We start from the raw sequence: 25,180 nt of genomic DNA, 5'->3' as shown, positions 1-25,180 counted from the left end.
CCGGCCCCATTCGTCGTTCGTCAGATCACCCCGCCCCATGCCGGGCACAACGAGCCCGGCATGGAGAAGTCACATGATCCGCCGGACAGAACCTAAGCCCAGGCTCGGGGCTCAGCAGCCGTCGCAGGGCGGTCGGCGTGTGGCCGAGGTGCTGGCGCACGGTGCGGGTGAGGTGGGCCTGGTCGGCATAACCAAGCTCGGCGGCGAGGGTGCTGATGCTGGTCTCGCCGCCCTCCAGGCGGTCGAGGGCTTGGCCGATGCGGACGCGGTGGCGGTAGTGGGTCACCGAGACGCCGAGGTGGCGCGGGAAGGCCCGGCTCAGGCGGTAGGGGGATACTCCGAGCGACTCGGCCAGTCCGAACAGCGTCCCCGCGGCCGGGTCCGCTTCGGTGATCGCCTCGCGGGCGGCCGCGACGAGGCTCCGGTCGCGCTCGGCTGCCGCGTCGCCCACCAAGGTCCGCCCGGCGACGGTGCGGCCGATGGCCGTCGACAGCAGCCCCAGCAGCTCCTCGGCGAGCGCGTAGTCGATGTCCTCCGACCGACCGGCAGCGAGCAGGCGCCGGTGGGCCAGGTCGAGCTTCGGGTCCGTATAGAGCGTCTGTGCGGTCGGTTCCGCCCCGTCCCCGGCCAGGGAGCGCCACAGGTGCGGCGCCACGCTGATCGACGTGCAGGTGTCGCCCCCGGCGGGGTGGGCGAAGCTCTCCTCCTCGCCCGGGACGCCCACGTAGCCGAGGACCGTGTCGATGTCGGCGGGCGCGCCGCCGGCCGTTCTGCGGAACCTTCCACGGCGTACCAGCACCACCCGGTAGTCGGCCCGTACCTCCGGCGCGGACCAGCGGGTGTGGTCGGACCGGCAGGACACCGCGCTGATGGCGAAGCCGGGGCGGGTGGCGACAGGGTCGGCGGTGAGCACCCTTCGAACGCTACGCACCGGGTCTGACAGCCGCGCAAGGATGTTCAAGACCGGGGCGGGGCTGCTGGGCGAGGCTCCTCATCGAAGCCCGTAAGGCTTCCGGTCGTTCACGATTCTGGAGTCCGCACATGCCCGTTCTCGCACAGCTCACCACCGTGGTCGTCGACTGCGCCGACCCGGTGGCGCTCGCCGCCTTCTACCAGCACGCCACCGACTGGGAACTCACCTACAGCGACCAGGACTTCGCCTCCATCGGCGCGGGCAGCACAGGGTCCGGCCTGGCCTTCGTCCGCGTCGAGGGCTACCAGGCGCCGCAGTGGCCCGAGGGGAGCAAGCACCTGCACCTCGACTTCGCCGTCGCCGACCTGGAGGGCGCGGTCGAGGCGCTGCTGGCCCTCGGCGCGTCCCGGCCGGAGTTCCAGCCGGGCGAGGGCCGGTGGGTCGTCCTCACCGACCCCCAGGGCCACCCCTTCTGCCTGGTCCCGGCCGTGACGGCCACCGCGCCCACCGCCAACTGACTGTCCCCCCCCCCAGACAAGGAGTACCCCCATGGCAACCGTGCACCGAGAGGTCCTGATCGAGGCCGACCCCGCGGGGATCTGGGCGGCGATCCGCGACTGGGGCGAGGTCCATCACCGGCTCGCCCCCGCGTTCGTGGTCGACACCCGGGTCGAGGGGGATGTCCGGGTGGTGACCTTCGCGGACGGCACGGTGGTGCACGAGCTGATCGTCTCGCTCGACGACGACCTCCGGCGCATCGCCTACTCGGTGGTCGGCGGCTCCATGGACGTCGCCCACCACCACGCCTCCATGCAGGTGTTCGCCGAACCCGGCGGTCGCAGCCGCTTCGTCTGGGTCACCGACGTGCAGCCGCACGGCCTGGCGGAGCCCATCGCCGCGATGGTCGACCAGGGAATCCGGGTGATCCGCCGGACCCTGGAGGCCGCCGCCCTCGCTTCCTGACGCCCGCGGCATGCCCGCGACATACCCTCGACGGCTCTGAGCACGTCATCCTCGTGCGCAGGAAGTCGGATGGGCCGACTTCCTGCGCGCAACTCCTACTCGCCGCTCGCCAGTTCCCGGCGGACCCGCTCCAACTGCTCGACCGTGAGCGGGTGGTCGGACAGCACCAGCGTCCACTGCCACCGGGCGTCCCGCCACCGCTGGAGGTGGTGCCCAGGATCCCTGGCCCATCCTTCGAAGTACGGCGGCTCCCCCAGGGGCTGGCGCACCAGTTGGGCGGCCGTCGGGGTGCCCGGGGAGGGCTCGTTGTCGAGGTCCACGACCACGTACCCGGTGTCGGGATCGCCGTCGATCGGGCTCGGGCGGCCGAGCGGGCCGGGCCAGGACGCGGGCACCGGCAGTGGCCGGGTCCGGTAGTGCTCCCGGATCCGCTCCCACCGCAGCTGCTCGGCCCGGTCGGCGCTGCCGTCGTCCTCGGGCCGGACGAACCGGTCGTCCGGCAGGGCCTCGGGAAACGCGAGCTCGGACAGCTCCTCGACGTAGGCCGTTCCCGGCGCGGAGGCCCGCAGCACCATGCCGGTCCCGCTGTCGACCACCAGCTCCAGCGTCATCCCCTCGGGCCCGGCCATCTCGGTCCGCACCGCCGCCCGGCCGTCATGCTCCGTCGGACGACCGGCCGGAAGCTCCCGCAGCGCGGGAACGACCAGCCGGGCAGGGTCCGGGCCGAACCTCCACGGCCAGCCGTCGCCGGGGAAGGAGAGGCCCGGCTCCACCCACGGGGGGAAATTGGTCTCGGCCACGGCGACGCGGCCACCGTACTCGTGCCGCAACAGCGACGGCGCCCGGAAGGCGAACCCCATGACCGTCTCGACGTCCTCGGCCGGAGGATGCCCAAGCCCGTTGCCCACCCGCGGCCGCACCGCCCGGTACCGCCCGGTGAGAACCCGTACGGCCGCCGCCGGCTCACTCGCCATCGCCGCCTCCTCCGCTCGCCCTGCGTGCCCTCATCCTCCACCTCCGAGGCAGCGCAGCTGGGCAGGAAGTCGGCGTGGCCGACTTCCTGCGCTTGAGGGACTCGAAGCACCGGGTAACAGGGCGGATCAGCAGAAGACCGCCTTGATCAGTCGCTCCAGGGCGGGCGGGAAGGTCTGGGCCGGGTCCTGGTCGGAGTCGCCGGTGGTGAGGCCCGCGGTGAGGACCCTGGCGCCGTCCGGGGTGGCGATCATCAGGGCGCCGTAGCCGCCGGGGGCGCCGCCGTTGTGGTGGACGATGGTGACGTCGCCGCTGTCCGGGCCCAACTCCTGGACGAACAGACCGAGTCCGTAGCCGAGCATCCCGTGCGGGGTCCGCATCTGCTCCAGCAGCTCGCCGGGCAGCAACCGGCCGCCGAGCAGGGCCGCGAAGAACACCTGGAGGTCACGGGTGGTGGAGATCATGTCCCCGGAGCCGCACAGCAGCGAGAGGTTCTGCCGGGAGACGTCGACGACCTTCCACTCCTCGCCGTCCCGGTAGCGGTAGTAGCCGTGGGCGTGCGGGCCGGGTATCTCCGAGAGGCTGCCCGGCACGAGGGTGCCGGTCAGGCCGAGCGGCCGCAGGATCCGGCGCTGCATCTCCTCGGCGTAGGCGTGCCCGGTGAGCGCCTCGACCAGCAGCACGGCCAGCGTGTAGTTGGTGTTGGAGTAGCCCTGGTCCGCGCCCGGCTCGAACCGGGCCGGCTTCGTCAGCGCGAACTCGACCAGCTCGTCGGGCCGGTAGTCGTGGAAGCGGTTGTCCACCCACGCCTTGCCGATCGAGGGCAGCCCGGGCACGAACTCGCCCTTCTCGTCGAGCTCGCCGGTGCAGTTGTGGACGCCGCTGGTGTGCTGGAGCAGCATCCGTACGGTGATCCGCCCGTCCAGGCCGCCGAACCGGGGCAGGTGTTCGGCGACGGGGGCGTCCAGGTCGATCAGCCCGTCGGCGACCAGGCGAAGCACCAGGGCGGCGACGAAGGTCTTGGTGGTGCTGCCGATCCAGAACTGCCCGTCGGTGGCGGGCTGCGCGCTCCCGCCGAGCTCGTGCACCCCGGCGCTGCCGGTCCACGCGCCGCGTTCGTCGCGGACCCGCAGCTGGACGCCCGCGAAGCCGGCGTCGACGAAGTCCTGGGCGGCCTTGTGGAGTTCGGGACGGTCCTGGGTGGTGGTGGCGGCGTTCATCGTCGTTCCTTCTCTCGCGGGTCGTGGAGTGCGGCTCAGAGGCCGCGGGCGGATCAAAGGCTGCGGGCGGTGATGTCGCCGTAGGCGGTGGTGGCGTGGATGGTCAGGCCGGGGGTGCCGTCGGCGTTCCGCAGCGCGTTGTGGATCCGGCCGTGCGCCGTTCCGGCGTCGAGGGCGGCGGAGACCCCGCGGGCGGCGCCGACCTCGATCTGCCCGTACTCGGTGCGCAGGGCGACGGTGCCCTGCACGGCCTCGGTGATCCGCAGGTCGCCCTTCTGGGTGCGGATCTCGGCGGGGCCGCCGAGTCGGCCGACGGCGATGTCGCCGGCCTGGAGGTCGAGGCGGGCGCCGGCGGTCTCGTCGAGCTTGACGGTGCCCTGCGCGGCCTCGATGGTGACGTCGCCGAGGCGGCCGACACCCCGGAACTCGGCCAGCGCGGCCGTCGCGTCGACCCGGGAGCCGGTGGGCAGTTGGACGGTGACCTCGACGGAGCCGGAGCTGCCGAGGAGGCGGTTCCCGGCCTCCGGGGCCTCGACCCGCAGCACGCCGTCGACGTAGGCGACCTCGACCCGCTCGGCGGCCTTCACGTCGCGGCTCTTCCCGGCGTCGGCGGGCCGGACCTCGACCACGGTGTCGGCACGGTCGGCGGCGATGAGCCGGATGCGGCCGGCGGGGATGTCCAGGACGGCCGAGACCGGGGCGGGGGTGGCGAACTTCTGCATCGTGCTCTCCTTCGCTTCTGCGGCGCGGGCCCGATGGCCCGCCGCTTTCTGGCAAGAGAAACGCTACGTTGCGTTCGCAGTTCAGGCAACCGACAGCCCCCACGGAGAACCAATAGTTGCAGGTGAACGCCTATAAATCATTGCAACAACTCTGCCGGGAATGCAACGACCCCCAGCCCATCTATTGCAATGGACTGGGGGTGAACGCTATGCACAGGCGTTGCGGCGGACAGCAGGCAGCAGGCGCTAGCGGAGCCGGTCCGCACCGGACGGAGCCGCCGCCCGCGTCGTGCGGTGGCCGTGGGAGTTCAGCAGCACCGAGACGCTGTTGTCCTGGGCGTTGGTGACCGCCAGGTCGAGCCGCCCGCGCTGCCGGAACCGGCCGGCCACCACGGTGTCCGGGATGGAGCCGTCGCCGGACCCGGTGGGGTAGGACTCCGGTGCCCGGAAGGTCCCGTCGCCGTTCCCGCGCAGCAGGGCCACCGAGCTGTCGTCGGTCGCCAGCGCCAGGTCGGGGGTGCCGTGGCCGGTGAAGTCGCCCACCACGACCGAGACCGGCCCGCCGCCCGCCGGGTACGCCCGCGCCGGCTGGAACGTGCCGTCCCCGTTGCCCAGCAGGACCACGGCGGAGTGCTCCCCGTCCGCGACCACCAGGTCGTACCGGCCGTCACCGCGCAGGTCTCCGGCGGCCAGCGAGTACGGGACACCCCCGACCCGGTAGTCCGTCAGGGCGCCGAGCGTGCCGTCCCCGTTGCCGGGGAAGACGGCCACCTCGCCGACGCCGTCGAGGGCGACCGCCAGGTCCAGGTGCCCGCTGCCGCCGAGGTCGGCGAGCGCGATCGAGGCCGGGTTGGAGTCGGTGCCGGTGGAGTACGTGCGCGGCGCCTGGAACGTGCCGTCCCCGTTGCCCAGCAGCAGCGAGACGCTGCCGTCGCCGAAGTCGCCCAGGTTGGCGACGGCCAGGTCGAGCGTGCCGGTGCCCCGGAAGTCGCCGATCGCGACGGCGTCCGGGTGCGAGCCGGTGGCGAAGCGGGTGGGCGCCCGGAAGGTGCCGTCCCCGTTGCCGAGCAGCACCGAGACCCCGCTGTCGTCCTGGTCGGCGACCACCAGGTCCTGCACGCCGATGCCCCGGAGGTCCCCGACCGCGACGGAGGTCGGCCCGGGGCCGGCCGGGAAGGTCCGCTGCGGGCCGAACCCGCCGTGGCCGTCGTTCAGCAGGATCGACACCGTCCCGTCGGCGGCGTTCGCCACCGCCAGGTCGGCCCGGCCGCTGCCGGTGAAGTCCCCGGCGGCCACCGCGCGCGGGTTGTGTCCCACCGGGTAGTCGGTCTTCGGGGCGAACACCCCGGCCCTCGGGGCCACCGACTCAACGGCCGACGCGCCGCCGGGCAGCGCCAGCACCGCCCCTGCCGCCACCACGACCGCGACCGCCGCCGCGACGGCCTGACCACGCCTCAGTCCACGCATTCCGCACCTCTCCCGTCCGGACGCCCGCTCGGCACCGCTCGGCACCGCTCGGCACCGCTCTCGGCGCGATGGTCGCCCGAACGGGAGCGCGGTGCCGGCCCCGACACCCTGGGAGGCCCCCGGACCGCCCGAACCGGCGATCCAGGAGCCCGACCCGACGGCCTCGACCCAGGACCCGACGACCCAGGACCCGACGACCCTGGACCCAGCCCGGCGCCCTCAGCCCGAAGCCCGGGCCCGCGCCCGCGCCCGCGCCCGGAGCAGCCCGTCGGCGAGGTCGACCGCCTCCCGGACGGGGACGAGCCGGCAGTCCGCGTCGCCGATCCGCCCGGTGGTGACGCCCTCGGCCGCGGCGAGCACCTCCGCGCCGAGCTCGGCGAAGTGCAGGTCGTCCAGGTCGGGCGCCTGGAAGGACGTCCAGCCGTCCGTCGTGACGCAGCCGTACTCGCGGTGCCGTACGTCGGCCTGGCGCAGGTCGGCGAGGTGGAAGGCGGTGAAGCGGGCCATGTCGACGCCGAGCATCAGCACCCGGGCGTCCAGCTCGTACAGCCGCCCGAGCGGGGAGTCGGGGCCGAGGTGGGAGGTGAGCGGGTGCCGGGAGGTGATCTCCTCCGCCCGGGGGCCCAGGGCCGCCCAGGAGGTCTGCGGATGGCTGCTGCGCAGGGCGCCGGGCCGGGTGCGGACGGCTTCGGAGAGCGCGCCCAGGGTCGGGGAGGCCGGGCTGGTGGCCGGGTCGAAGCGCGGCATCCGCGCCCGGTGCTCCGCGATCTCGGCCGGGGTCAGCCCGGCGGTCGCGGCCTGGTGGATCCGTGAGGTCGAGGAGTTCTCGGGGGTGCTGGTGAACGCCACCAACGTCCCTTCCTCCCCCAGGACTTCGAGCAGGGCGTCGACCACCCCGGCCGCCCCGCCCTCGACCGGCCCGAGCGTCCGCAGCGACGCCTGGACGTGCAGCACCGTGCCCGGCCGCACGCCCAACCGGGCGAAGCCGTCGGCCAGTTCAGCGGTGGAGATCATCCGACACCCCTTCGTTCAACACCACTTCGTTTCAGGCCTCGACGTACCGGAGCCGACTCCGCTCCTCCCGCGCCTTCTCCGCGTCCCGTTCCGCCGCCGCCGGCAGCGGTACGGCGAGCCACGGCGCGACGCTCTCCCCCATCCCTGCGGCGAACCGGGCCCCCAGCCCGGTCAGCGCCCCGGATCCGGCCAGCCGCTCGACGGCCTCGGCGGTGTACTGCCGCCAGAGCGCGAACTGCGCCCGCGCCCGGTCGGCGGCCTCCCCCGCCAGGCCGTCGTACGCGGCGGTGCGGGTGCCCCAGTACTCGGTGACCGCCAGGTGGGCGTACGTGCCCTGGAGCAGCCCCTCCAGCGGGCGCGGGTCGGGCCGCCAGGGGGCGAAGTACAGCCGGTCGTCGGACCGGTCGTACAGGTCGTACAGGTCGAGCACCGCGCCGAGCTTCACGTGCTGGAACTCGTGGGCGAGCAGCAGCGCCAGCGTGGGCGCGGTGGCGGGCCGGGCGATGCCGACCGCGCCGTACGCCTGCCGCGCCGCCGAGCTGACGTCGCGCCCGGCGGGGCCGGGCCGCAGCGGGGTGATCGTCGTCAGCCCGGCCCGGATGCCCTCCGCATAGTCGGGCAGGTCGCGTCCGAGCAGCTCCCAGGCCTCGCGCAACGCGCCCGTCCAGCCGAGGAGTTCGGCTTCGGGCAGCCGGTCGGCCACCGGGTGGTCGTGGCTGTCGCGCAGCGGGTCGAGGTCCTCCAGGGCGACCGTCCAGCCGCCGGCCAGCCGGATCCGTCGCAGCGGGTCGTCCAGCTCCGTGAACACCGTCCCGTCGGCGGCCCGCACCTCGAAGCCGTCGGCGTGCCCGGTGACCACCGCCTCGCCGTCCGGCACCGCGATCCGCCCCAGCGTCGGCAGGTGCAGCCGGCCGCCCCGGGCGGGCACCGTGACGGCGTCCCCGCGCCCGGCCCGCACCGCGGCCGCGGCGGCCAGTGCCGCCATCGGCCCGAGGCCGACCGTGAGGTCCCCGGCGAGCCGCCGCGCGGCCCAGGCCCGGGCGTACGGGTGGGCCAGCACCGTGTCCACGGCCCCGGCCGCCGCCCCGTCGAGCTCCGACAGCAGCTCCCAGGCGGCCGCCCGGCCCTGCCCGGAGGCGTCCCAGGCGGCGGCCAGCATCGCCCGGGTGAGGGAGAGTTGGGCGGCGCCGAGGGCGGCGATGGTGTCGGTGCCGCCGTATCCCCGTGCCAGCTCGTCGAGTTGGGCCGGGGTGAGTGCGGCCGGCAGCAGCGGACGGCCGCCCTGGGCGGGCACGGGCGCTGGCGCGGAGGCCGAACCCCCCTTGCCCGCAATGCCGTTGATGAGCGTCATGAGGTCACCGCAGTAGACGGAGGGATTGTCGAAGCCATTGTCCGCCCGGTAGCGGTGGGCGTACAGTCCGCCGCCGCAGGCACGGACCACCGGGCAGGCCCGGCAGGTCGCGCTCAGCCCGTCCAGGCCGGACTGGCGGGCGGCGATGCCGGGGTGGCGGGCGAGGTCGTCGAGGCTGTGCGCGAAAACGTTCATGCCGGTGACGGGCGCCCCGTCGTACGCGGTCTTGAGGCTGTCCGCCTGCTCGAAGGTCCCGTCCGTCTCCAGCACGGCGAGGTCCGAGGGCTCCAGCCCGAGCGACTCGGTGAGGCTGGACAGTCCGCGCACCGTCCGGTGCACGGATTCGAAGGTGCGCACGGCGAACGGCCGCGCGTCCGTTTCCCACAGCCTGTGGACAACCAGCAGCCAGTCCGCGTACGGGTCCTCCGGGCCGCCCGCGAGCCGCTTCGGCGGGTCCTCCCAGGTCGCGTGCGGAAGCAGGAAGTCGACGGCGGGGGGCCGCAGTTCGACCAGCGCCCGGTACACGGCCACCGGGTCGTTCTCGATGTCGATGGTGCACAGCAGCCCGGCGAACAGGTGCCGGAACTCGGGCTCGTTCAGCAGCCCGACCGCCCGCAGCACCTGTGGATGGCTGCTCCGCCCGTCGGCGAAGCGCCGGTGCCGGTCATTGGCGGCCCGGTCCCCGTCCAGCGAGATGCCGACCCTGAGGTCCAGCTCCGCGAACAGCTCGCAGAACGCACGGCTGAGCAGCACGCCGTTGGTGTGGATGCGCAGGTCGAGGGCACAGCCGGGCGGGAGCGCCGCCCGCAGCGCTTCGGCCGCGCGGCGCAACCGGTCCGGGCCGGCGAGCAGGGGTTCTCCCCCGTGCAGGACGACCCGGACGGCGGACAACCGGTGGGCGACCGCATGCTCACCGATCCGCTCGGCGGCCTTGGCCAGGATCCCCTCCCCAATCACCTTGGGGCGGGAGCGCCAGCTGCTGTCCGCGTGCTCGTAGACGTAGCAGTGGTCGCAGGCGAGATCGCACCGGCTGTGCATCTTGACCACGAATTGCGTCAGTGGCACCGGAATTCGCGTCATCATGGGTGTGGCGGGTTCAGCTCGGCCTGGGGTCCGTTTCGAGGTTCCGGAGCGGGTCAGATCGAGGAGTTGAAGGCCGCGACCGGCACGAGGCCGGATTCCGCGCCGGGAAGGGCGCGCTGCAGCCGGGCGGCGAGTTCCTCCGCACCCAGGGCGGCGAGCTCGGCGAGGGACGGGCGATCCGGCGTCTCCTGAGTGTCAGTGAGGTTACGGGCCGGCCTGGTGCTGGTTACCGGAGTCATATTCGTTTCCTTAGGCGCGGTTAGGACCTGCCGAGTCCGGGTAGGTCACCCGGTTGCGACCAATGTAGTGCCCGCGAGGTCTCCGCGCGGCACCTTGCCTCCCCAAGTTGGTCTGCCCAGCTGGCCGACGCCGTACCACGGCGCGCGAAAGCCCGAGAATTCACCCGTTCAGCGGTCGCGCGCTTCGCCATCGCGCGCGCCGAAGCGCGTTGACCGGAGCAGGCGTTCGAGCCGTCCGGCCGGTCGCCGTACGGATGCACGCCGGGGGCACAGGCGGCGCCCCGCGCGGGTGCCCCCGGCGCCGCCGCACCGTCGCCCGACCGGCCGCATCCGTCCGGAGCGCCGCGCCTCAGACCCCCAGCTCCCGGACGGCACGCGCCAGCTCCTCGGTGAACTCCCTTCCGCTCGGCGTGAGTTCGCCGCAGTTCAGCAGAGTCCGGGCCGCCGTCAGGGTGTGCGCCCGCCAGCAGGCGAACTCCCGTTCCGCGCGGGCCGGTTCACTCACCCCGGCGGCGACCTCGGCCGCCCAGAACGAGGCCACCCCCAGGTGCGCGTACGTCCCCTGGAGCAGCGCGCCGGCCGGGCGGCGGTCGGGCCGCCAGGGGGCGTGGTAGACCGCCGGTCCGTTCGGCCGGTGGAGCGGTACGAGGTCCAGCAGGGCGCCGAGTTGGACGTGCAGGAACTCGTGCACCAGGGCCAGCGCGAGCAGGACCGGCTCGGCCGGCAGCGAGGCCGCCACCGCCCCGTACGCCCGCCGGGCGGCGGCGCTGACCGCCTCCCCGCCGGGAGCGGGCCGCAGCGGCACCACCACGGCGACGCAGGCCGCTACGGCCTCCGCGTGTCGCCGGTGACGGCGCACCAGGACCTCCCAGGCCCTCGCCAACTGGTGCTCCCACCGGTCCAGTTCGGCGGCGGTCAGCGGGCCGTCCGGAGGCCGTCCGTAGTCCACCCGGCGCGGTCCGAGGTGGTCGATCACCGGCGTCCAGCGCAGCCCCTCGCACTCCAGGTCGAGCGCCGGTCCGGCCCCGGCCCGCAGGAACTCGCCCAGGCCGTCCAGCGGCGCCGCCCGGTCCAGCGCGAGGGCACGCAGGCAGTCCGCCGCCCAGGCGTCCAACTCCGGTCGCAGCAGCACCTCTTCCCAGCGCGCCCGGTCGGCCCGCTGGAGTTCGCGGACCGCGCGGTAGGCCTCCCGGTAGCCCTCGTCCTGCGGCGCCGTGCGGCGCAGTGCCAGCAGCAGCAGCGCCCGCTTGCTCAACTGGCCGGCCCGCAGCAGCCGGACGGCCTCGGGGCCGCCCCGGGCGGCCGCGACCGCCCGGAAGGTCGCCCGGTCCAGGCCGTGCCGCGGCAACCCGGCCGCACCGCTTCCGGCCGCACCGCTCCCCTGCTTCCCGCGCGCGCCCGGCAGCCCGGCCGCCACCGCCTCGCCCGTACCCGTCACCGGTCCGTCCTCTCGTGAGGTCCCCTGGATCGCCGGGCGCCCCGCCCGGTCCGCCCGCAGTCTCCCCGCGCGACGCCGACTCAGCCGGTCCCGGCCCGTGCATGACCCGGACGGGTGAGCACGCCCCTCGCCGACACCCCCGCTACCGCCGGCGCCCGGCCCCCGGCCAGCTCCGCCACCCCGGCCCGCAGCCGCCCCGCGATGTGCCGGATCAGCCGGTCCAGGTCGGCGCAGTACACCGAGGGGTGCGCGAAGCCGTCCCCGGCGTAGCGGTGGGCGTACAGCCCGCCGCCGCAGACCCGCACCAGCGGGCAGGCCGCGCACTCCGGCCCGAGCCCGGCCAGGCCCCGCTGGCGGGCCCGGAAGGCCGGGTGGGCGGCCGCCTCCGCGAAGCCGTGCCGCCACACGTCCAGGCCCGTCCCGGCGGCGCCGTCGTAGGCCGCCTTGAGGCTGTCGGCCTGCTCGACGGTGCCGTCCGCCTCCACCACCACCAGGTCGACCGGCGCCAGCCCGACCGCCTCGCTGGCGGCCCGCCCGCCGAGCAGCAGGACGGCCAGCTCCTCGAACAGCCGCACCCCGGTCTCCCGGTACGGCGCGTCGTACCAGCGGTCGAAGGCGGCGATCAGCCATTCCCCGTACGGCGCCGGGTCGGCGGGGCCGGGCGGGCCGGTCGGGAGGCCGCGGTGGACGCCGGGCGGTCCGCTCCGCCAGGTGGCGTGCGGCAGGAGCAGGTCGAGCCTGGGCGGGGCGAACTCCAGCAGCGCCTCGTAGGTGGCGACCGGGTCGGCGGCCAGGTCGACGACGCACAGCAGGCCGGCGAACAGCTCCCGGTGCGGCTCGGAGCCGAGCAGCCGGACCGCGTCCGCGGTGCGCTCCCAGCTGCCGGCGCCGGAGGGCAGCCGGCGGTGCCGGTCGTGGTCGGCCCGGGTGCCGTCCAGCGAGACGGCGACGCCGACCCGGTGGCGGTGCAGCACGTCGAGCAGCGCGGGCTCGTCCAGCAGCCGCAGCCCGTTGGTCTGCAGGCTGAACCGCACGCGCGGCCCGGTCTCGGCGATCTGTGCCAACTCGGCGAGCAGGGCGTCCAGGTGGGCCGCGCCGACGAGCAGCGGCTCGCCGCCGTGCAGCACCACGGAGACCTCGTCGAGCCCCTGTCCGGCCGCGTGCTCGGCGATCCTGCGGGCGGTGCGGCGGACGGTGGCGAGCTCCATCCGCCGCGGCCGGTCGCGCCAGCTCTGGTCGGCGCCCTCGTACACGTAGCAGTAGTCGCAGGCGAGGTTGCAACGGCTGTGGATCTTCAGCAGGAACTGCCGGAACGGCACCATGCGCGTGAACCTAGCACCGCCCGGCGGCATCTCCTGATCGTCCGTCACACGTGCGGGGGCTCCACGTCCGAGTCGAGCCTGGTACCGGCCTTCACGGCGACGGTGGTCGGGTGCTCCTCCCCCAGCGTGATCCGGGCCCGCCGGATGCAGTCGGCCCGCAGTTCGGCGGCCCGCTCGGTCTCCCCGACCGCCGCCAGGGACAGCGCGAGGTTGGAGTTGATGCCGATCGAGTCGTAGTGGTCCGGTCCGAGCGCCCTGGTCATCAGCGGCTCGGCCTCCTGCTCCAGGGCGAGCGCGTCCCGGATCTCGCCGCCCAGCGCCAGGTCGTTCGCGTGGTTCATCATCGCGATCGGGATGTACAGGTGGTCCGGGCCGAGGACGGTCCGGAACTGCGCCAGCGTGCGCCCGGACAGTTCCCGGGCCTCCGCGATCCGGCCGGCCAGCCGCAGGTAGACCGAGAGGTTGTTGGCGCCGGCCAGCGTGACCGGGTGGTTCTCGCCCAGGTAGTCGCGGTACCGCGCGAGGGCCCGTTCGGCCAGCGGGATCGCCCGTTCGGTGTCGCCGAGCGCGTTGAGGTCGCTGGCCAGGTTGGTGGCGGCCGCCAGGGTGTCCGGGTGTTCGGGGCCGTTGATGTCCAGGTAGCGCTGGTAGATGTCCTCGTCGATCTCCAGCGCCTCGTGGTAGCGCCCGGCCCGGCGCAGCGCGACGGCGAGGTTCTTGCGGGCCCGCAGGGTGTCGGTGTGGCTGTCGCCGATGGTCTGCTGGTAGATCCGCACGGTCTCCTCCAGCAGGTCCAGCGCCTCCCGCAGCCGCCCGGTCTCGCGCAGGTCGCGGGCGTAGTTGGAGGCGGAGGAGAGCGCGTAGAGGCTGTGCGCGCCGAGCGCGTCGCGCTGCTGGAGGTAGTTGCTGCGGTGCCGCTCCAGGGCGGCGTAGCGGTCCCCGGCCAGGTAGTCGGAGACGGCCAGGTTGTTGGTGATCATCAGGGTGCGCGGGTGGTCGGGCCCGAGGGTGCGCCGGGCCGCGTCCAGGGTCCTGCGGTCGAGCGCCCTGGCCTCGTCGTAGCGGCCGAGGAAGCGCAGGTCGGCGCCGAGGCTGTTGGCGACGGCGAGGGTGTGGGAGTGCTCCGGGCCCAGGGTCGCGGTGAACCGCTCCAGGATGTCCCGGTCCATCTCGTAGGCTTCCTGGAGGGCCCCCTGGGAGCGGCGGATGTTGCTCAGCTGGGTGCGCAGCATGAGGGTCTGGGCGTCGTTGTCGACGTCGAAGTCGGCGCCGCCGTAGGCGTCCGCGCGCCAGTGCTCCAGGGCCCGTTCGGCGAGTTCCCGGCCGGACTCGTGCAGGCTGCGCTTCCACTGGTAGCGGACCGAGTCGATGATCCACTGCCGGACGTCCTCGTCGCCGCTGTCGACGGCGCCGGACGGCCAGAGGTGGGGCAGGAGTTCGGCGTACTCGGCCCAGTTGGCGGGGATGTCCGGGTCGCCGGGGTTGGCGGTGGCCAGGGCCGCGTGCACGACGCCGCGCAGTGCGGCCTGGCGCTCCTCCTCGACCTGGTCCCGGAGCACGGCCTGGACCAGCCGGTGGACGGTGATCGTCTCGCTGCCCTGGTCGGTGCGGGCCAGCCCGAACCGGTTGATGGCGCGCAGGAACTCGCCGATCGCGAGCTTGTCGCGCGGGGCGCGCGGGGACAGCCGCAGGGCGCGGGTGACGGCCCGGCTGTAGAGCAGCCGCATCGGGATGGCGTCGGGGCCGAAGAAGGCGCAGAGTTCCAGTATCTGGGCGGCCGGGGCGTTCATCCGGCGCAGTTCCTCGACCGAGATGCGCCAGGTCGCGGCGGCGGAGTGGGGGTACTCGGCGGGGCGCAGCCGGGTGCGTTCGAGCATCTCGGTGAGCTCGTCGTCGAGCAGTTCGAGGTAGGTGGCGATCGGCATCGACGTCTCCTGGAGCCAGACGGCGGCCTGGCCGACGGCGAGCGGGAGGTCCCCGAGGCGGTGCGCGACCTGGTCGGCGTCCTCCGGGGAGAGGCCGCCGTTGAAGCGGCGCAGCAGTCGGATGCTCTCCTCGCGCAGGAAGACGTCGACCTCGACCAGGCCGGCGTGCCGGGCCCAGCCCTGGTTGCGCGAGGTGATCAGCACGTGCCCGCCGGAGGAGCCGCCGGGCTGCCAGGGGGCGAGTTCCTCGGGGGTGCCGGCGTTGTCGAAGACCAGCAGCCAGCGGCGGTACGGGTGGCCGCGGCGCAGCGCGTCCAGGACGGCGGCGGCGGTGTGGGCGACGTCGTCGCTGGTGGGCACGCCGAGCCGGGGGGCGAGTTCGGCGAGCTTCTGCGGGATGTTGGCGGGTTCCTCGGCGGGCACCCACCAGATGACGTCGTAGGCGGACTTGAAGCGGTGCGCGTACTCGGCCGCGATCTGGGACTTGCCCGCACCGCCGAAGCCGTAGAGCACCTGGCTGAGGACGGCGGCGGGGCCGCCGGTGAAGCGGTTGCGGAGCAGTTCGAGCAGTTTGCCGCGGCCGATGAAGGCGGCGTTGCGCGAGGGCGCGTCCTGGACCTGCGGGGCGGTGCCGGGGAAGCGGGCGGGGGCGATGAACTCGCCGCTGTCGGTGTCGAACTGGCGGTTGCTGCCGGGCGGTGGGCCGAGTTCGCCGTACAGCTGGGCCTCGGCGCCGGTCGCCGAGGAACGGACCAGGTCGGGCACCGCCTGGCCGATGAACGGCCGGGGCACCGGCTCGTCCGAGTCCTGCAGCCGCAGGGCGACCAACGCCGAGGTGCCGGAAGGGAGTTCGCGCCCCTGGAGGAGCTGCCAGACCTCGCCGGCCCGGGGCAGCGCGGTGTACTCGGGCGAGAGCAGCGCGAGCAGCCGGCCCTGGCCGTCGAGCGGTCCGGTGACCTCCGGCGGCCGCTGGCCGGTGTACGGTTCGGCGGCGTTGTGCAGGGAGGTCTGGTAGCCGAAGCGGGTGAGGGTGCCGGCCGCCCATTCGGCCCACATCCGGTCCTCGGGCGCGTAGCTGACGTAGACCTGGCGGGGCACCGCCCGGGCGGAGCGCAGGTAGGCGCTGTACAGCCGGCGGCGCGCCTCGGAGCCGAGCGGGCGCAGCGAGCGGACCCGGCCGTCGGTGATCCATTCGGCCAGCCGCTCGAAGGCGTTGAGCAGGCTGCGCGCCTCCTGCGGCCGGTCGGCGACGGTGGCGGGCACCTCCTCGTAGGCGTAGAAGGGCTTGTACGGCACTTCGACGTCGGCCCAGTAGGCGGCCCGGCGGTCGCCGGGCAGCCAGCGGCCGAGGTAGGGGGCGAAGGCCTCGCGGGCGAAGTCCCGGCCGGCTTCGAGGCGTTCCTGTTCGGCGTCCTCGACCCGCATCGGCACCGGCAGGACCCGGATGGCCCGTTCCTCGGCCTCGGCGATGGCCTTGGCGGCGTCGACGCCGCCGCGGATGTTCTGGGCGCTGAACGTGAAGCAGTCGACCACGGTGTCGGGCATCAGGACGGTGCAGATGCCGGAGGTGTCGCTGACCCCGGTGCGGCTGTCGATGAGCACGTAGTCGTAGTTCCGGGCCCAGCGTTCGCGCAGTTCGCGCAGGAACTCGCCGCCGCGGATGTCCCGGCCGTGGTAGAAGCTGCGCCAGTTGAAGCTGGTGACGGCGGCCGCGTAGGCGGCGTTCTGGCGGCCCGCCGGGAGGAAGTCGAGCCGCCCGCCGGCCGGCAGGTCGAGGGCGAGGCCGCAGATGTAGCCGTCCAGCCGCCCGGGTTCGTCCAGCCAGGCGGCCGGGGACCGGCCGGTGGGGCCGGCGGCGGAGGGCAGCGCCTGCTTGACGTATCCGCGCAGGAGGTCGATCAGGCCGTCGGTGGAGTGGAGTTCGGGGTCGACCAGCAGCGGGTGGTAGTAGCGGTGGAGGCCGGGCGCCTCCAGGTCCCAGTCGACCACCAGGACGCGCAGGCCCCGGCTGGCGAGGATCCAGCCGACGTTGGCGAGCGCCATCGTCCGGCCGGTGCCGCCCTTGAAGGAGTAGAACGTGACGACCGATCCCGGTCCGCCGCGTCCGGGCTCCGTGCCGGGCTCGATGCTCATCGTCCGTCTCCCCTCAGCGGGACTGAGCCGTCGTGGCTGCCCGGGCGCTGGCCGGGCAGGTCCTTCGGTGGCGGTTCGGGTTCCCGGCGCGCGGACGGGCTCCGCGGCGGACCGGAGGGGCCGGGCGGACCGGCCGGAATGGCGAGGCCCGGCATGTCCGGGCCGCCGCCCGGGCCGAAGCCGAAGGCGTCGCCGCCATCGTCCCCCCAATCCAAGTTGTCGTCCATGAGCTTGTTCTGAGCAACCGTCACCATGATGGCGAGGTCGCTGTCGAAGCTCTCCTGGCTCACTCTGACCCGGAACAAGTGCTCCGGGTCGCGCCGGCGCAACCAGTTGCGTCGGAAGACGGCGCGCACGCCGGTCCACGGTGGTTCGCGCTCCCCGTCCGGGTCGCTGCCGCCGATCGGCACGACCACGCCGGTGACCGGGTGGTTCTGGTCGTCGTACTCGCGCAGGGCGAAGCGGTAGCGCTCGGCCTCGGCCGCCCACGGGTCCACCAGCAGGACGCTGACCTGGCTGTCCTCCCGGGCCTGGTCGAGCTTCTCGCCGAGTCCGGCGCCGATCTCCTCCAGCGTGGTGATGTGCCCGGCGTTGGTGATCACCTGCTGGGCGCGCGAGGCCAGCGAGGGCTGGGCGGGCGGGTAGAACGGCGTCCAGTTCCACGGCCTGGCCCCGTACCAGCCGCCCGAGCGGGAGCCGCCCTCGGCGGCGGCCTCCGAGGCCCGGCCGGCCGCGATGAACAGCCGGACCATCCCGGGTTCGGCGGCGGGCGCCGGCGCGGCCGGCCCGGGGAAGTAGCCGCGGACGGCCTCCAGGTCGAACTCGGGGAGTTCGGCGAGCCGCCGGACGGCGGCGTCCCGGACCCGTCCGGCGACGACCCGGACGACCTGCCGGTAGGCGTCCTGCTGGGCGGTGCGCAGCAGGGCGCGCAGGCCGTGCCGGGCGTAGGCCTCGCCCATGTCCGGCTGGGCCCACTGGATCCTGGTGACCTCGGTGACGAGGTCACCGGGCGCGACGGGCTCCCAGAGCACCGGGATCAGCGCCGAGACCAGTTCCGCGGTCTCCTCGTGGTGGCGCCGGACCCTGCCGCGGAAGGCCGTCCACTCCTTGCCGCAGTAGAGGCTGGCGAAGTAGGCCGGGGAGTAGAGCGCGACCATGGTCCGGCTGCGGCCGAGCATCAGCGCGAGCTTCTCGGCCCATTCGTCGCCCAGCCGGAGCCGTTCGGTGTCCCGGAAGGCGAGTTCGTCGGCCTGCACGGCGGGCCCGAGGATGCGCCCGAGTTCGTCCCTCAGGTCGTTGAAGAACTGGTCGACGAAGGCGTCCCCCGCCTCGAAGTCCCGACGCGCGTAGCTGAAGAAGAAGTACGGGCGCTGCTGCTGTTCCCGTTCACTCACCTGTTCCCCCCGACCCTGACGGTGCCGTGACGGCGCTGGTTCTTTACCCAGCATGTCGCCAACCGCACCCACTGGTGCAAGAGTTGGCGAATTCATTCGCCAACGGGGGTTTAACCGGCGGTCAGCGGCGGGGTCAGCGGAGTTCGAGTGCCGACTGGAACGCGGCGAGCGGCTCGGCCCCGGGGGTCAGGGCGTCCGCCACGACCCTGCGCAGCAGGTCGCCGAGGACGGTGTCGGGCAGGGCGTCGAGTTCGTCGAGCGGCAGGGCGGCGACGTCGACCAGGTCGGAGTCGAGGCCAGCGACGGTTTCCGCACCGGTGACGCCCATCAGTCCCTTAGTCCTCACTACGATGCACGCAGGCACGACCCGATCACGCAGGTGCAGCGGGCCGGCGGCCGAAAAATCCTCGACCCCGGTCCGTGACGCGCACATTCTACACAAAACGGTGACGGTTCATCAGATCCGGTCGCCCGCCGCGCCCGGACGCACCACCCGGACGCACGGCACCCCCGTGAGCGCCCCGCGCCGCGGCGGTCACGGGCAGAGGCGTTCCACCCGCCAGCCGCCGGGGGCCGTCGGGTCGGCGAGGTAGCGGAGGCGGTCGTGCAGCCGGTTCTCGCGGCCCTGCCAGAACTCGACCGCCTCCGGGACGACCCGGTAGCCGCCCCAGAACGGCGGGACGGGGACGCCCTCGCCCTCGGGGTAGCGGCGCTCCAGGTCGGCGTAGCGCTGTTCGAGGACGGCGCGGCTCTCGACCGGGCTGGACTGTTCGCTGGCCCAGGCGCCGAGTTGGGAGCCGTGCGGGCGGGTGCGGAAGTAGGCGGCGGTCTCGTCCCGGCCGACCTTCTCCACCGGGCCCTGGACGATCACCTGGCGGCCCAGCACGATCCACGGGAACAGCAGCGCGGCGTACGGGTTGGCAGCGAGCTCGGAGCCCTTGCGGGAGCCGTAGTTGGTGAAGAACACGAAGCCGCGGACGTCGAAGCCCTTGAGCAGGACGGTGCGCGAGCTGGGCCGGCCCCGCTCGTCGGCGGTGGAGAGCACCATGGCGTTGGGTTCCGCCACCCCGGCGTCGTCCGCCTCGTGGAACCAGCGGGCGAACTGCCCGACCGGCTCGGGCGCGAGCTGGTCCTCGGCCAGGCCCTCGTGGACGTAGTGCTTGCGCATCACGGTGGGGTCCGGACCGGGGCGGGGCTCGTCGGCCGGGGTCCGGGTGGCGGGGCTCAGGGGCGTCGACTGGGCGCGTTCCGGGGTCTGCACGCCAACATCATCCCGTACGACAAGCAACCGGCACCGCTACCTCCGGACAAACCCCGGTCGGAGATATGGTGACTCGCCACCGCTTGACTGCCCGCCGTACGGGGAATTGTCCGGAACTTGACGTTTGGTTCCGGGAGTCCCCCGGGCACGACCGACCCTCGACGGGGAAGTCAAGTGGTCCCACGGGAAACATCACCGCGGTGGTGTATGGCGCAATGCACCCCGTGCCTGTCACTCTGGCACCGAGTGCCAACCACGATTCGGTCACTGGAGCGCCGCCCCACCACGGCGGAGCACCGATCGCAGAACTGAAGGAGCCGTCGCATGTCCGATTTCGTACCCGGGCTTGAGGGAGTCGTCGCGTTCGAGAGCGAGATCGCCGAACCCGACCGCGAGGGCGGCGCCCTGCGGTACCGCGGTGTCGACATCGACGACCTGGTCGGCCACGTCTCCTTCGGCCACGTCTGGGGCCTGCTGGTGGACGGCAAGTTCAACCCCGGCCTGCCCGCCGCCGAGCCCTTCCCGATCCCCGTGCACTCCGGTGACATCCGAGTCGACGTCCAGTCCGCGCTCGCCATGCTCGCCCCGGTCTGGGGCCTCAAGCCGCTCCTCGACATCTCCGCCGAGCGGGCCCGCGACGACCTGGCCCGGGCCGCCGTGATGGCGCTGTCCTACGTCGCCCAGTCCGCCCGCGGCCAGGGCCTGCCGATGGTCCCGCAGAGCGAGATCGACAAGGCCGAGACGGTCGTCGAGCGCTTCATGATCCGCTGGCGGGGCGAGCCGGACCCGAAGCACGTCAAGGCCGTCGACGCCTACTGGACCTCGGCCGCCGAGCACGGCATGAACGCCTCCACCTTCACCGCCCGGGTCATCGCCTCCACCGGCGCCGACGTCGCGGCCGCGCTCTCCGGCGCGGTCGGCGCGATGTCCGGCCCGCTGCACGGCGGCGCCCCGTCCCGCGTGCTCGGCATGATCGAGGAGATCGAGCGCACCGGCGACGCGACCGCCTGGGTCAAGAACGCGCTGGACAAGGGCGAGCGCCTGATGGGCTTCGGCCACCGCGTCTACCGCGCCGAGGACCCGCGCGCCCGCGTGCTGCGCCGCACCGCCAAGGAGCTCGGCGCGCCGCGCTTCGAGGTCGCCGAGGCGCTGGAGAAGGCCGCGCTGGAGGAGCTGCACAACCGCCGCCCCGACCGTGTGCTGGCCACCAACGTCGAGTTCTGGGCCGCGATCATGCTGGACTTCGCCGAGGTCCCCGCGCACATGTTCACCTCGATGTTCACCTGTGCGCGCACCGCCGGCTGGTCGGCGCACATCCTGGAGCAGAAGCGCACCGGTCGCCTCGTGCGCCCCTCCGCGCGCTACATCGGCCCCGGCCCGCGCCGCCCCGAGGAGATCGAGGGCTGGGACGCCATCGCGCACTGACCCCGCGCCGGCACACCCGAACAAACGCCTCTGACCAGCGGGTCCGGCTCCGTCCGGGCCCGCTGTCGGCGTCCCCCGAGCAACGGAGATCACAGTCTCAGCGGGCGGACGACCGTATCCCGGGCGAGTCCCGCGCCGGTAGGCTGCGCGCGTGGCTCAGATCCAGATCCCCGCTGACATCAAGCCCGCAGACGGCCGTTTCGGCTGCGGACCGTCCAAGGTGCGCCCCGAGGCCCTGAGTGCCCTCGCCGCCACCCAGACCTCCCTGCTCGGCACCTCGCACCGCCAGGCCCCGGTGAAGAACCTGGTCAAGCGCGTGCGCGAGGGCGTGAGCAGCCTGTTCTCGCTGCCGGAGGGCTACGAAGTCGTCCTCGGCAACGGCGGCTCCACCGCCTTCTGGGACATCGCCGCCTTCGGCCTGGTGCGGGAGAAGTCCCAGCACCTGGACTTCGGCGAGTTCTCCTCGAAGTTCGCCTCCTCGGTCAAGGCCGCCCCGTGGCTGGCCGAGCCGACGGTGATCAAGACCGCCCCGGGCACCCACCCGCTGCCGGTCGCCGAGGCCGGCGTGGACGTCTACGGCCTCACCCACAACGAGACCTCGACCGGCGTCGCGATGCCGATCCGGCGTCCGGCGGGCGCGGACGAGGGCTCGCTGGTGCTGGTGGACGCCACCTCGGGCGCCGGCGGCCTGCCGGTGGACATCACCGAGACCGACGTCTACTACTTCGCCCCGCAGAAGTCCTTCGCCTCCGAGGGCGGCCTGTGGCTGGCCACCTTCTCCCCGGCCGCCCTGGAGCGCGCCGCCGAGATCGCCGGCTCCGGCCGTTACATCCCGCCGTTCTTCTCGCTGCCGACGGCCATCGACAACTCGTCGAAGGACCAGACGTACAACACCCCGTCGCTCGCCACCCTGTTCCTGCTGGCCGACCAGCTGGAGTGGATCAACGGCAACGGCGGGCTGGACTGGGCCGTCGCCCGTACGGCTGATTCCTCGTCCCGGCTGTACGCCTGGGCCGAGAAGTCCTCCTTCGCGAACCCGTTCGTGGCGAACCCGGCCGAGCGCTCCCAGGTGGTCGGCACCATCGACTTCGACGAGTCGGTGGACGCCGCCGCGGTCGCGAAGGCACTGCGTGCCAACGGCATCGTGGACACCGAGCCGTACCGCAAGCTGGGCCGCAACCAGCTGCGCGTCGCGATGTTCCCGGCGATCGACCCGGCGGACGTCGAGGCGCTCACCCACTGCATCGACCACGTGGTCGAGCAGCTGGCCGGCTGAGCCGCCCCGAGGGACACGGCTGAGGGCCACCGCCTGCGGGCGGTGGCCCTCTCGCCTTTCCGGGGCCGTTCGGGCCGTTCGGGCTGCTCGGACCGTTCAGTCCACTCGGGCCGTTCGGGCCCGGGCTACTTGCCGGACAACGAGCTGATCAGCACGACGACCAGCAGCAGCAGCAGGGTGCCGGAGACGATGCGCATTCGAGTCTTGGGATCCACGGTCAACGAGCGTACCTGCGGCTCGCACCCGCGCGAATCCGAGGCCCTGTTCAGAGCTCACCCCTCGACCCCCTCAGCCCGAGTCGGCCAGCGCCCAGGAGCGCAGCGACTCGTAGTGGGCGAACCCCCCGGCCAGGTCACTCCTCATCAGGTGCAGCCCGGCGGCCTCCCACTCCGGCCCCCGGTAGCCCGCCAGCGCCGCCGCCGGCCCCTCCAGCTCGGCCGCCGCGACCCGCTGGGCGGCCCGCCGGTGGCCGCTCGAGGAGCCGGCCCGGGCCAGGGTGAGGTGGGGGTGGAAGGCGAGGGCGTCGGCCTCCCCGGTGAACTCGGCGGTGGCCCCGGCCACGGCCTCCGCGAGCCGGCGCAGCGCCCGGGTCCGCCCCTCGACCCCGGCCCAGAGCACCCGGTCGCCGAACCGGCCGGCGCCGGCGATCCGCAGCGGGTGGGCCGGGTGCGCCCCGGCGACGGCCGCCAGGGCGGTCTCCAGCTCCGGCAGCCGCTCGGCCGGTACCTGGCCGAGGAAGGCCAGGGTCAGGTGCCAGCCCTCGACGGCGGTCCAGCGCAGCCGGTCCGCCCCGGGCAGCCCGTGCAGCGGCGCGACCGCGTCGGAGAGCCCCTGGAGTGCCTCGGCGGGCGGCAGGACCGCGACGAACAGTCTCATGATCCAAGCTTCCCTCGCCCGGCCGTTCGGTGTAGAACGGTTTTCCATGAAGATCCGCAACGGGGGGCCCGCGGACGTCCCCGACATCCTGTCCCTGCTCGACGGCGCCGTCTCCTGGCTGGCCGCCGGGGAACGCACCGGCCAGTGGGGCGACCGGCCGTTCAGCACCGACCAGGCCCGGGTCGACCAGGTCGCCTCGTACACCGGGGAGTCGTTCCTGGTCCGCATCGCGGTGGACGACGAGGGCCGCACGATCGGCTGCTGCGTGCTGGCCGAGCAGCGGGGCAAGTTCGTCCCGGTCTCGGAGGAGCCCGAGCTGTTCGTCCGCCTGCTGGTCACCGACCGCAGCCTCAAGGGCTCCGGCATCGGCGCGGCGCTGATCGCCGACGCGGTCGAGGAGACCCGCCGGCGCGGCCTCGACCTGCTGCGGGTGGACTGCTACGCGGGCGACGACCGCAAGCTGGTCGGCCAGTACCGGGCGCTCGGCTTCACCGAGACCGCGGGCTTCGAGGTCGAGCAGCCGACCGGCACCTGGCTCGGCCAGGTGCTGGAGATCCGGCTCTGAATCCGATCCTGACACAGCGTCAGGACGCCCGGAGGTCGAGCCCCGAGGCGTCCTGACGAGCCGTCAGCAGGCCGTGGCCAGCTCCGACGTGCGGGCCGGGACGTGCCGCGGCACGACGGCCACCACGCGCCCGCCGCGACCGGGGTGCAGGTCGAACCGCACCCGCAGGTCCGCGCTGCGGGCCAGTACCAGGCCGACCGCGCCGGCCGCCAGCGCGGACACCACGCCGCAGGCCAACAGGCCCAGCCGGGGCCCGTACGAGGCGGTGACCCAGCCGACGACCGGGGCGCCGATCGGCGTGCCGCCGGTGAAGACCAGCACCAGCAGGCCCATCACCCGACCGCGCATCTCGGGGTCGGTGGACAGCTGCAGCATGGAGTTGACCGAGGTGTTGAAGCTCAGCCCGAACACCCCGATCAGCGTCAGCAGCAGCGCGAAGGTCCAGTAGTCGGGCGCGAGGGCCGCGACCACCTCCAGGACGCCGAAGGCCAGGGCCGCGCCGACCAGCCGGCGCAGCCGGGGCGCGCCGCGGCGGGCGGCGAGCAGTGCGCCGGCCAGCGAGCCGACGGCCATCATGGTGTTCAGCAGGCCGTACTGCCCGGCGCCGACCTTGAAGGTGTCGTGGGCGAATCCGGCGAGCAGCGTCGGGAAGTTGAACCCGAAGGTGCCGATGAAGCCGGCCAGCACCATCGGCCAGAGCAGCTCGGGCCGCTCCTTCACGTAGCGCAGGCCCTCGCGCAGCTGGCCCTTCTCGCGGGCGATCGGCTCGGTCGGGCGCAGTTCGGACTCGCGCATCGCGAGCAGTCCGCCGATCACGGCGGCGAAGGACAGCGCGTTGACGGCGAACGCCCAGCCGCTGCCGACCGCGGCGATCAGCAGGCCCGCGACGGCGGGGCCGACCAGCCGGGCGGTCTGGAAGTTGGCGGCGTTCAGGCTGACGGCGTTGGCCAGGTCCTTGGGGCCGACCATCTCGGACACGAAGGCCTGCCGGGTCGGGTTGTCGACCACGGTGACCAGGCCGAGCAGCAGGGCGAAGGCGTACACGTAGTACGGCGTCACCACGCCGCCGACGGTCAGCACGGCCAGGCCGGCGGCGAGCAGGCCCATCGCGCCCTGGGTGCAGATCAGCAGCCGGCGCTTGGGCATCCGGTCGGCGAGCACGCCGCCGAACAGGCCGAGCAGCAGCATCGGCAGGAACTGCATGGCGGTGGTGATGCCGACCGCGAGCGGGCTGCCGGTGAGGCTCAGGACCAGCCAGTCCTGGGCGATCCGCTGCATCCAGGTGCCGGTGTTGGACACCACCTGGCCGGCGAAGTAGTAGCGGTAGTTGCGAACGCGCAGGGAGGAGAACATCCCCCCGGGCCTGGTGAAGCGGGCTCCTGCGGGAGATGCGGCCGGGTGGGTCCGGCGCTGAGCGGCGGGGTGCGCCGCGGTCCGTTCGTCGGGGTCGTCGTCGCCGCTGCCGGGCAGCCCGCTGGGGGCGGGGGCCTGGGCGTCGGCGGCCGCGGTGCGGTCCGCGGCGGGGTCGTTGGTCGGGTCGTCGGTACGGGCGGCGGCGCTGGCTGCGGCCGGCGGTGTCACGGTGGTCTCCCCTCGCGGCGCGACGGCCCTGGCGGGGGCC

The 25,180-nt window shown here is 73.8% G+C and carries 21 protein-coding genes; 5 read left to right on the top strand and 16 right to left on the bottom strand.

The features are described from left to right. Positions 1-25 precede the first annotated feature (25 nt). Entirely contained in the window at positions 26-913 is an 888-nt protein-coding gene (locus ACFXOZ_RS30020) for a helix-turn-helix domain-containing protein (protein WP_380593342.1), read from the bottom strand. 128 nt (positions 914-1,041) lie between these two features. Between ACFXOZ_RS30020 and ACFXOZ_RS30015 the strand changes: the two genes are divergently transcribed. Further along, positions 1,042-1,431 carry a VOC family protein gene (locus tag ACFXOZ_RS30015; RefSeq protein WP_380521882.1) on the top strand — a complete coding sequence of 130 codons (390 nt, stop codon included), beginning with the start codon at positions 1,042-1,044 and terminating at the stop codon, positions 1,429-1,431. Between the two features lie 31 nt (positions 1,432-1,462). After that, complete coding sequence (locus tag ACFXOZ_RS30010; protein WP_380521884.1) at positions 1,463-1,876, top strand: SRPBCC family protein; 414 nt, start codon at positions 1,463-1,465, stop codon at positions 1,874-1,876. Positions 1,877-1,971: 95 nt separating this feature from the next. Here ACFXOZ_RS30010 and ACFXOZ_RS30005 read toward each other — a convergent pair whose 3' ends face one another. From ACFXOZ_RS30005 to pdxH, 13 genes are all read right to left on the bottom strand, one after another. Beyond that, positions 1,972-2,850: a hypothetical protein gene (locus ACFXOZ_RS30005; protein WP_380593341.1), complete on the bottom strand. Its 879-nt coding sequence runs from the start codon at positions 2,848-2,850 to the stop codon at positions 1,972-1,974. Between the two features lie 126 nt (positions 2,851-2,976). Then, complete coding sequence (locus ACFXOZ_RS30000) at positions 2,977-4,068, bottom strand: serine hydrolase domain-containing protein (RefSeq protein ID WP_380593340.1); 1,092 nt, start codon at positions 4,066-4,068, stop codon at positions 2,977-2,979. A 53-nt stretch (positions 4,069-4,121) separates the two neighbouring features. Then, positions 4,122-4,790 carry a DUF4097 family beta strand repeat-containing protein gene (locus ACFXOZ_RS29995; protein ID WP_380593339.1) on the bottom strand — a complete coding sequence of 223 codons (669 nt, stop codon included), beginning with the start codon at positions 4,788-4,790 and terminating at the stop codon, positions 4,122-4,124. 246 nt (positions 4,791-5,036) lie between these two features. Continuing rightward, positions 5,037-6,257: an FG-GAP repeat domain-containing protein gene (locus ACFXOZ_RS29990; protein ID WP_380593338.1), complete on the bottom strand. Its 1,221-nt coding sequence runs from the start codon at positions 6,255-6,257 to the stop codon at positions 5,037-5,039. A 219-nt stretch (positions 6,258-6,476) separates the two neighbouring features. Beyond that, complete coding sequence (locus ACFXOZ_RS29985) at positions 6,477-7,271, bottom strand: aminoglycoside N(3)-acetyltransferase (protein WP_380593337.1); 795 nt, start codon at positions 7,269-7,271, stop codon at positions 6,477-6,479. Positions 7,272-7,302: 31 nt separating this feature from the next. Continuing rightward, positions 7,303-9,702: an FxsB family cyclophane-forming radical SAM/SPASM peptide maturase gene (locus tag ACFXOZ_RS29980; protein ID WP_380593344.1), complete on the bottom strand. Its 2,400-nt coding sequence runs from the start codon at positions 9,700-9,702 to the stop codon at positions 7,303-7,305. Positions 9,703-9,758: 56 nt separating this feature from the next. Further along, positions 9,759-9,944 carry a hypothetical protein gene (locus ACFXOZ_RS29975; protein ID WP_380399192.1) on the bottom strand — a complete coding sequence of 62 codons (186 nt, stop codon included), beginning with the start codon at positions 9,942-9,944 and terminating at the stop codon, positions 9,759-9,761. A 349-nt stretch (positions 9,945-10,293) separates the two neighbouring features. Next, positions 10,294-11,382, bottom strand: a complete 1,089-nt coding sequence (locus tag ACFXOZ_RS29970; protein ID WP_380521897.1) for an aKG-HExxH-type peptide beta-hydroxylase — start codon at positions 11,380-11,382, stop codon at positions 10,294-10,296. Between the two features lie 80 nt (positions 11,383-11,462). Continuing rightward, positions 11,463-12,704 (bottom strand): FxsB family cyclophane-forming radical SAM/SPASM peptide maturase, encoded by a 1,242-nt coding sequence (locus ACFXOZ_RS29965; protein ID WP_380593336.1) that lies wholly within the window; start codon positions 12,702-12,704, stop codon positions 11,463-11,465. Between the two features lie 44 nt (positions 12,705-12,748). Next, a complete protein-coding gene (gene fxsT / locus ACFXOZ_RS29960) occupies positions 12,749-16,762 on the bottom strand; it encodes an FxSxx-COOH system tetratricopeptide repeat protein (protein WP_380521901.1) in 4,014 nt (1,337 codons plus the stop codon). After that, positions 16,759-18,156: a TIR-like protein FxsC gene (locus tag ACFXOZ_RS29955; RefSeq protein ID WP_380521903.1), complete on the bottom strand. Its 1,398-nt coding sequence runs from the start codon at positions 18,154-18,156 to the stop codon at positions 16,759-16,761. Before ACFXOZ_RS29955 ends, fxsT begins: the two co-directional genes overlap by 4 nt. A 133-nt stretch (positions 18,157-18,289) precedes the next feature. Then, complete coding sequence (fxsA, locus tag ACFXOZ_RS29950; protein WP_350504982.1) at positions 18,290-18,484, bottom strand: FxSxx-COOH cyclophane-containing RiPP peptide; 195 nt, start codon at positions 18,482-18,484, stop codon at positions 18,290-18,292. Positions 18,485-18,691: 207 nt separating this feature from the next. Next, the gene (pdxH, locus tag ACFXOZ_RS29945; protein WP_375888851.1) at positions 18,692-19,324 is read right to left on the bottom strand and encodes a pyridoxamine 5'-phosphate oxidase; all 633 of its coding nucleotides are present in this window, start codon (positions 19,322-19,324) and stop codon (positions 18,692-18,694) included. A gap of 417 nt (positions 19,325-19,741) precedes the next feature. Between pdxH and ACFXOZ_RS29940 the strand changes: the two genes are divergently transcribed. Together ACFXOZ_RS29940 and serC are read left to right on the top strand one after the other, a co-directional pair. Beyond that, on the top strand, positions 19,742-20,842 hold the full coding sequence (locus tag ACFXOZ_RS29940) for a citrate synthase 2 (protein WP_375888543.1): 1,101 nt from the start codon (positions 19,742-19,744) through the stop codon (positions 20,840-20,842). Positions 20,843-20,993: 151 nt separating this feature from the next. Next, positions 20,994-22,118: a phosphoserine transaminase gene (gene serC / locus ACFXOZ_RS29935; protein WP_380399203.1), complete on the top strand. Its 1,125-nt coding sequence runs from the start codon at positions 20,994-20,996 to the stop codon at positions 22,116-22,118. Positions 22,119-22,406: 288 nt separating this feature from the next. Here the strand turns inward: serC and thpR are convergent, their stop codons facing one another. After that, positions 22,407-22,994: an RNA 2',3'-cyclic phosphodiesterase gene (gene thpR, locus ACFXOZ_RS29930; RefSeq protein WP_380593335.1), complete on the bottom strand. Its 588-nt coding sequence runs from the start codon at positions 22,992-22,994 to the stop codon at positions 22,407-22,409. A 46-nt stretch (positions 22,995-23,040) separates the two neighbouring features. Here thpR and ACFXOZ_RS29925 point away from each other — a divergent pair, with 46 nt between their 5' ends. Next, complete coding sequence (locus ACFXOZ_RS29925; protein ID WP_375888550.1) at positions 23,041-23,559, top strand: GNAT family N-acetyltransferase; 519 nt, start codon at positions 23,041-23,043, stop codon at positions 23,557-23,559. Positions 23,560-23,622: 63 nt separating this feature from the next. On the opposite strand, the gene ACFXOZ_RS29920 is transcribed toward ACFXOZ_RS29925, so the two are convergent. After that, a partial coding sequence (locus ACFXOZ_RS29920) for an MFS transporter (protein WP_380593334.1) occupies positions 23,623-25,180 on the bottom strand: 1,558 nt, incomplete at its 5' end.

This window comes from Kitasatospora sp. NPDC059160, assembly GCF_042755465.1.
Lineage (GTDB): Bacteria > Actinomycetota > Actinomycetes > Streptomycetales > Streptomycetaceae > Kitasatospora.
The sequence above is the reverse complement of the archived record's forward strand: the minus strand, read 5'-3'. Positions and strand labels throughout refer to the sequence as shown.